Source organism: Paenibacillus sp. OT2-17, assembly GCF_009827695.1.
Taxonomy (GTDB): Bacteria; Bacillota; Bacilli; order Paenibacillales; family Paenibacillaceae; genus Paenibacillus; species Paenibacillus polymyxa_B.
Genome location: NZ_WUDQ01000169.1, coordinates 1 through 7,165 on the forward strand (window position 1 = coordinate 1; position 7,165 = coordinate 7,165).

6 protein-coding genes and 1 pseudogene are annotated in these 7,165 nt (G+C 47.0%); 1 reads left to right on the top strand and 6 read right to left on the bottom strand.

The genetic code is table 11. From position 1 onward, the window contains the following. Positions 1 to 86: 86 nt before the first annotated feature. The 4 genes and pseudogenes from GRP75_RS16230 to lspA form a co-directional block, all read right to left on the bottom strand. A complete protein-coding gene (locus GRP75_RS16230) occupies positions 87 to 1,001 on the bottom strand; it encodes an aspartate carbamoyltransferase catalytic subunit (RefSeq protein ID WP_023989427.1) in 915 nt (304 codons plus the stop codon). Beyond that, positions 998 to 1,541 (bottom strand): annotated as a pseudogene (gene pyrR / locus GRP75_RS16235) (bifunctional pyr operon transcriptional regulator/uracil phosphoribosyltransferase PyrR). The gene GRP75_RS16230 and the pseudogene pyrR overlap by 4 nt, the downstream one beginning before the upstream one ends. 504 nt (positions 1,542 to 2,045) lie before the next feature. Continuing rightward, the gene (locus tag GRP75_RS16240) at positions 2,046 to 3,017 is read right to left on the bottom strand and encodes an RluA family pseudouridine synthase (protein WP_160789810.1); all 972 of its coding nucleotides are present in this window, start codon (positions 3,015 to 3,017) and stop codon (positions 2,046 to 2,048) included. Position 3,018: 1 nt separating this feature from the next. Next, positions 3,019 to 3,510 (bottom strand): signal peptidase II, encoded by a 492-nt coding sequence (gene lspA, locus GRP75_RS16245; RefSeq protein ID WP_023989430.1) that lies wholly within the window; start codon positions 3,508 to 3,510, stop codon positions 3,019 to 3,021. Between the two features lie 236 nt (positions 3,511 to 3,746). On the opposite strand from lspA, the gene GRP75_RS16250 reads away from it, so the two are divergent. Further along, positions 3,747 to 4,481, top strand: a complete 735-nt coding sequence (locus tag GRP75_RS16250) for a TraR/DksA C4-type zinc finger protein (RefSeq protein ID WP_025718631.1) — start codon at positions 3,747 to 3,749, stop codon at positions 4,479 to 4,481. Between the two features lie 22 nt (positions 4,482 to 4,503). On the opposite strand, the gene GRP75_RS16255 is transcribed toward GRP75_RS16250, so the two are convergent. Together GRP75_RS16255 and GRP75_RS16260 are read right to left on the bottom strand one after the other, a co-directional pair. Next, on the bottom strand, positions 4,504 to 4,896 hold the full coding sequence (locus GRP75_RS16255; RefSeq protein ID WP_237449074.1) for a DUF5665 domain-containing protein: 393 nt from the start codon (positions 4,894 to 4,896) through the stop codon (positions 4,504 to 4,506). A gap of 140 nt (positions 4,897 to 5,036) precedes the next feature. After that, the coding region (locus GRP75_RS16260) for a class I tRNA ligase family protein (RefSeq protein WP_160789811.1) at positions 5,037 to 7,165 on the bottom strand (2,129 nt) is incomplete at its 5' end.

Sequence of the window (7,165 nt, forward strand, 5' to 3'; positions counted from 1 at the left end):
GCTTGCATTCATTATTAATTGTTTCATCTGAAATATTCCTCCGCTCAGTTTTCTGCAACTTTTTCCTACGATCCAATTGACAGCTTCTACAGCTTCATTGCCCGTTCCATAACCGCCATGCGGATCGGAACTCCGTTTGCCATTTGCGGAAAAATTCGCGATTGTTCGCTTTCCACAACTGCACTATCAATTTCCACATTCCGATTCACTGGAGCTGGATGCATGATAATCGTTCCGGGCTTCAGGTTCGCTGCTCTTTTTTCTGTCAAACCGTACTGCTCTCGATACTCATCCGCTGAGCGCAACATCCCTTCAGCATGCCGTTCCAGCTGTACCCGAAGCATCATGACCACGTCCGCCTGTAGTGCCTCTTGCATCGGAACATAAGGCGCGTACGCCGCAAGATCAGGTGCTTGCATATTATCAGGAGCGCAGAAGCTAACCTTGGCTCCGAATTTTTGCAAGGCCCACAGATTCGAGCGAGCGACACGGCTGTGCAGAATGTCTCCTATGATGGATACTCTCAAGCCTTTAAGCTCACCGAAAGTTTTGCGCATGGTGTACAGGTCCAGCAGAGCCTGCGTTGGATGCTCATTGTTGCCGTCCCCCGCATTAACCAGTGGGACACTGACCTTCTCAGCGAGCTCTTGCAGCACCCCGGCTGGTTTTAACCGGATGACTCCTGCGTCAATGCCCATGGATTCGAGCGTACGTACTGTATCGTAAATGGACTCCCCTTTTTCCACACTGGAAGCCGCAGCGGAAAAGTTCAAAACCTGAGCGCCCAGCCGCTTCTCTGCCATTTCAAAAGAAAAGCGGGTGCGAGTGCTGTTTTCAAAAAACATGTTGGCCGCAAAGCGTGATTGCAGTACTGGAACCAGTTTTTCTGGTTGAGACTCCCAATAATGAGCGCGATCCAGAATGGACTCGATTTCATTTCGGCTAAGTTCCTTTAACCCGAGCAGGCTACGTTCTTTAAGTTGACTGGCTGTTGTGATCATAGCTGTTCCCCCCGGTTCTGAATGATTGTCACTTCGTCCTTACCGTCCGTCTCTTGAAGGGCTACTACGATTTCCTCAGATTTGGAGGTCGGGATGTTCTTGCCGATGTAATCCGGACGAATCGGAAGCTCACGGTGTCCGCGATCCGCTAGCACTGCCAGCTGGATCATTTGCGGTCGTCCGCAGTGCATCAATGCATCCATCGCCGCGCGGATGGTGCGGCCTGTATACAGCACATCGTCAAAGAGAATGACTTTCTTATCATGAACCGATACGTCAGCAGGATTCATCAAAAGCTCTTTTCCATTTCCTTTAGCTTCGGCTACGCTGCTCCGGTCATCCCGGTAGGCTGTAACATCCAGCTCTCCCCATGGAATTGGTGCGCCTTCAATCTCAGCAATTTTTTCAGCCAGGCGTTCGAATACCTACTAGCACACAATCGTCAATACCTTTGTTTTTCTCCAATATTTCATGTGCAATCCGTGTCAATGCCCGACGAATCGCAATTTCATCCATCAGTACATGTGTTTCATTACTCATGCTTCCAGCCTCCTCAGGTGATGTTCCCTTCAGACCTGGTCCCGTGTTCGGATACAAAAAAGACTCCTTGCCCAAGTTTGGCAAGGAGTCTCGTGTGAACAGTCTTCTACTGTTCTCCGATCTCTCGGACACACTGAAGACATACCGCCGCAGCGGATGCACTGATCAGTGATCCATTCACGTTACCTTGCCAGCCTCACGGGACTGATTTAAAGGTGCTATTCAGGATTTCCTTTGTCCTGCTTCTCATAGTGTGAGATGGTTAGCCATCTCTTGGACAAAGTTCATCGCAACTACGAGAAGTATGACAGATTGAAAATCGTGTGTCAACACCCGTTCAACCGGAACCACCGGAAGCACTCTAATAATTATACAACTTCATTGTATAATTATCCATAGTTGTTTTTACCCATACCTTATCCCACAATAAAAAAACCGCCATTTAGGCGGTTTAACTTAATAATTTATTCAGGTTTGTGAATAGGAATGCAAATTGTCATTGTTTTAGCGACTACGCAAGGATGCTAACACATCCTCCATATCAGGAGGGATCGGTCTGTTGAATTCCATGTACTCTCCAGTGGATGGATGCTTAAAACCCAGTACCGCCGCATGCAGCGCCTGACCATCCATACGAACCCCTTTACTACGTCCATACATAGGGTCGCCAACCAATGGGTGTCCAATAAATTTCATGTGAACACGAATTTGGTGTGTGCGTCCTGTTTCCAATTGAAGTTCAAGCAGGGTATAATCCCCCAACCGTTCAATGACGAGAAAATGGGTGACTGCATGCTTGCTGTTACGTTCCGTCACTGTGAACAATTTGCGATCACCCGAATCGCGGCCAATCGGAGCATCTACCGTTCCCTGATCGTGGCTCAAATGACCGTGAACTAAGGCTATATATTTCCGAGTCACACTATGGTCCTTAAGCTGTGCTGCAAGTGATGCGTGAGCCTGATCATTTTTAGCCGCCATCAGCAGTCCTGATGTATCCTTATCAATACGGTGAACAATACCAGGACGTAATTCCCCATTGATGCCGGAAAGATCGTGGCAGTGGTACATCAGTGCGTTAACCAATGTTCCCGAAGAGTGTCCCGGTGCAGGATGCACGACCAGACCACGTTGCTTGTTAATAACAATAACGTCCGAATCCTCGTAAACGACATCCAACGGAATATTTTCCGGTACAATATCTACACTTTCTGGCTCCGGTACCGATAATACAATACGATCTCCTTCAGCCAGCTTGTAGTTCGCCTTGATCGCCGTACCGTTCACCAACACCCGACCATTTCCGATCCACAGCTGTATCTGAGAACGAGACACTTCCTTCATTTCTTCGGCGATATATTTGTCTATACGTGTTTTGGCATCCACGAAATCCGCTGTCCATTCCAGAGATTCACTCTCCAGTTCGTCTTCATAAGACAGACCTGCGGCTTCGCCGTTTTCATTCACTTCGCTCATGCTATGACTTCCCTTCAATGCTATCATTGCCATTTCCTTTTTCCCGACGCGATTCCAGCAATGTATCCAAAATAATCAGTGCTACACCGATGACAATCGCCGAATCTGCCACATTAAAAATCGGGAACGTATAGCTTCCAAAATTGAATTGCGCAAAATCAACCACTTCACCTGAAATAGCCCGATCCAAAAAGTTACCGACTGCTCCCCCCAGCACCAAACTTAGCGCAACAGGAAGTAGCTTTTGTCCAGCCTTGACTGTTTTTCGCAGGTACCAGACGATACCGATCACCACTACAATTGTAATCACGATAAAAAGCCAACGTTGACCTTCCAAAATCCCAAAAGCGGCTCCACGATTACGATGGGAGGTGATTAAAAAGAAATTGCCGATGACTGGTATTTGCTCGTACAATTCCATCCGCGTAGCCACCAAATATTTGACTCCCTGATCAATCAAAAAAATAATTAGCGCAATACCAAAATAAATCACAGTCCTTCGTCACTCCGATCCGCTTATATCCGTTGTTGAACCCATTTATTGTAGCATAAGCGTTCTCAGATCGTCCACGAAACCCGCAAGCTATCAAGTACAGATCATCTATAAAATGAACTCCACTGCATTTGATTAGAATTTCCTATGTAAAAGAGGCCTTCCCGGTGCAAACTACAAGGAGCATACTCGACACAACGCATGCGCATGTAAACCTAGAACAAGGAGAGGATTCCATGTCCCCATTGACAGAGCAACAATTGCAGGGCTTGCGTAACGAACTGCTGGAACGCAAAAAAGAAATTGAGCATCGTTTGCAGGACAACGGCCATTACGGACTCGGCGATTCCCAACGCGATCAAACCGGCGAGCTTTCTCCTATTGATAACCACCCAGGAGATCTGGCTACTGAAACCTACGAGCGAGCCAAGGATATTTCCTTACTGGAGCACGACGAATTCCAATTAGAACGCATCGAATCAGCTCTGATGGCCATGGAAAAGGGGACGTATGGCATTTGTGCCGCCAGCGGTAAACCCATTCCCTATGAACGCCTACTGGCTGTTCCCTATACCATTTACTGTAAAGAGTACAGTCCCGAAACAGAAGTGTCTAACCGCCGCCCAGTGGAGGAAGAATTTCTCGCTCCCTCGTTCGGCAGAACAAGTCTGGATGAGCGTGATGATCAAAACGGCTTCGACGGTGAAGATGCCTGGCAGATCGTCGAAAATTGGGGTACCTCTAACACACCAGCCATGGCCGAAAGTGGAGAAATCCACAGTTATGATGATATGGAAATTGAAGCAGGCGACGATAATATGGGCTTCGTAGAACCATACGAAAGCTTTGTTGCTACTGACATTTATGGACAAAATGTTTCCGTTATTCGTAGTTCCATTTATCAGCGTTATATCGAAGATGGCGAGGGCGAAGGTCTACTGGAGCCGGATACGCACGAAGACGAATCGTGAACATCAAAGTGGAGATCGCTGCCTAATAGGTAGTAAGCTCCAATTGTCGTTGTACAATCCGTACAATATCAGCGATATAATCACCGATAATCGGCAAATTCAACGCTCCGAGCACTTGCAGCACATAAATAATGGTAGCGGCAAAAAAAGTAAAACCTAGCGCGATGCCGATTCCCCGGGAAACGCCTGATATTAGATTTAGCCAGAGTAATCGCCAAGGCTTATTCAGCAGCAAAGCATAATCTGCAATACGTGTCCGTTCCATCTGCTCTGACACAGCACGTATCAGCTTTTCAACACGACTTAATTGCTCTGCCTGATTACCTGTTTTGCTTTTATCTGCGGCTACGGCAGCTACCTCTCCGTTCATCCCTCGGAGACTTCTCCCCTGTCTACGCCTTGATCGTGCCGTCATATGCACAATCCCCCTTTTCCCATGGCTGCCCTGAACGCAGCAAACGAGCCGAAGCACGTAACGGAGAAAAACCGTTTCCAATGCTTAGGCTCGTTTTTATATGCTGCCTGTTATTGTATTATGGGACAGGGGGCTTGTTATTATTCTCCAATATGAACGCCGATGGTTTTACCGTTCACATCCACATGTTCTGCCGGTTCGGCTTGACCAAATGTCACAGTAGTAACCAATACGTTCTCACGCAACACAGAATCGAAGCTTTCGATGGCCTGACGCAGCTCGTTATCTACATCCAACGTCAACGCCACATACTTTTCAATCGGCAGATCCAGTTTTTTACGATAATCCTGTACCGCACGAACCACTTCACGTACCCAACCCTCTTGCTCCAGCTCTGGCGTAATGTCTGTGTTCAACGCTACCGTTAAGCCATAACCGGAAGCAGAAGCGAAGCCTTCTTTCGCTTTTTTCTCCACCAGCAATTCTCCGGCCGTAACTTGCAGCTCTTCACCTTCTGGAGAAGCGACGTTTAACACTCCTTTTTCTACAACAGAACGGGTATCCTCAGCAGACATTCCTTTGAAAAAGTTTTGTAGGAAACCGACATTTTTGCCGTATTTCTTGCCTGCTACTTTCAAATTCAGTTTCAGTGTAAAATCTACAAAGCCGCTATCGTCCGTCTCAACATGAATATGCTTCACGTTAATCTCATCTTTGATGATTTCCTCATAGCCACTCAGTTCAAAGTCCTGATCCATGGACAGAATCAACTCGGACAACGGTTGACGCGTTTTCAAACCCGTTTCGTTGCGGACGTTACGCGCCAATTCAACGACACGGCGTGCCGTTTCCATATCTCGTTCCAGTTCCAAATCGATCAAGGACTCATTGGCAGTCGGATAATCATCCAGATGAACACTTTCCCCGTTGCTTAGGTTGAGGTAAATATCCTCTGCAAGCAGTGGTGTAAACGGCGCAAGCAGTTTGGCAGTCGTTAACAACACTTCGGTCAGTGTACGGTATGCATCCAGCTTATCTTCTGTAAGACCATTGCCCCAGAATCGGTCGCGTGAACGACGGATATACCAGTTGCTCAGCTCATCAACAAACGATTCAATTGCTTTAGATGAGTTCAGGAAGTCATTTACAGCCAGCGCTTTGTCCACTACCAAAATGAGGCTGTTCAGACGGGACAAAATCCAACGATCCAACTTATGAGCCGATGGTTTGAACGGATGCTGTGCCGGATCAAATCCGTCGATATCCGCATACAAAGTCAGAAAAGCGTGTGTATTTACAAGCGTATCCACCAGCTTCGATTTAGCCTCACCTACAATGCCTTTGGAAAAACGTTTGCTATTCCATGGTGCACTATCAGACAGCAATGCCCAGCGGAAAGCATCTGTACCGTACTCGTCAATCACTTCCCACGGATCAATAACATTACCCTTGGATTTAGACATTTTCTGCCCCTGCTCATCCAGTACATGGCCTGTCGCCATGACAGCTTTATAAGGAGCTTTGCCAGTCAGCATAGTCGAAACCGCAAGCAAGCTATAGAACCAGCCACGAGTCTGGTCAATCCCTTCGCAGATCATATCTGCAGGAAATTGCTGCTCGAACGTTTCATTATTTTCAAAAGGATAATGATGCTGTGCAAACGGCATAGAGCCACTATCGAACCATACGTCGATTACTTCCGGTGTACGAGTCATCTCGTATTTACCGCATTGGCTACGAACCTTAATATCATCTACATATGGTTTGTGCAGCTCGATGTCCGCTGGTACAACGCCAATCGCACGTTCCCTCAATTCAGCAATACTATGTGGAGCGAACTGTTCTCCAGTTTCTTCACAAACCCAGATGTTTAGCGGTGTACCCCAATAGCGATCGCGACTGATGTTCCAATCCACCAGTTCCTCCAAAAACTTGCCAAAACGTCCTTCACGTATATGCCCCGGGTACCATTCGACTTCGCTGTTGTTGGCAATCAGTTGATCCTTGATCGCAGTTGTTTTGATAAACCAGCTGTCCATAGCATAGTACAATAATGGAGTATCGCAGCGCCAGCAGAACGGATAGCTATGCTCGTATTTTTCCTTGCTGTACAGCAAACCTTTTTCGGACAGCATTTTAACAATATCTACATCACAGTCTTTCACAAAACGGCCTGCAAAATCAGTGATTTCCTCTACATAGTTACCTTGGAGATCCACCACGTTGATGAATTCAACACCATTTTCACGACATACCCGGTAATCATCCT

Coding starts and splice junctions, on each gene's coding strand:
- GRP75_RS16230 (WP_023989427.1), bottom strand. CDS start 1,001: ATGATCACAACAGCCAGTCAACTTAAAGAACGTAGCCTGCTCGGGTTA.
- GRP75_RS16240 (WP_160789810.1), bottom strand. CDS start 3,017: ATGAGCGAAGTGAATGAAAACGGCGAAGCCGCAGGTCTGTCTTATGAA.
- GRP75_RS16250 (WP_025718631.1), top strand. CDS start 3,747: ATGTCCCCATTGACAGAGCAACAATTGCAGGGCTTGCGTAACGAACTG.
- GRP75_RS16255 (WP_237449074.1), bottom strand. CDS start 4,896: ATGACGGCACGATCAAGGCGTAGACAGGGGAGAAGTCTCCGAGGGATG.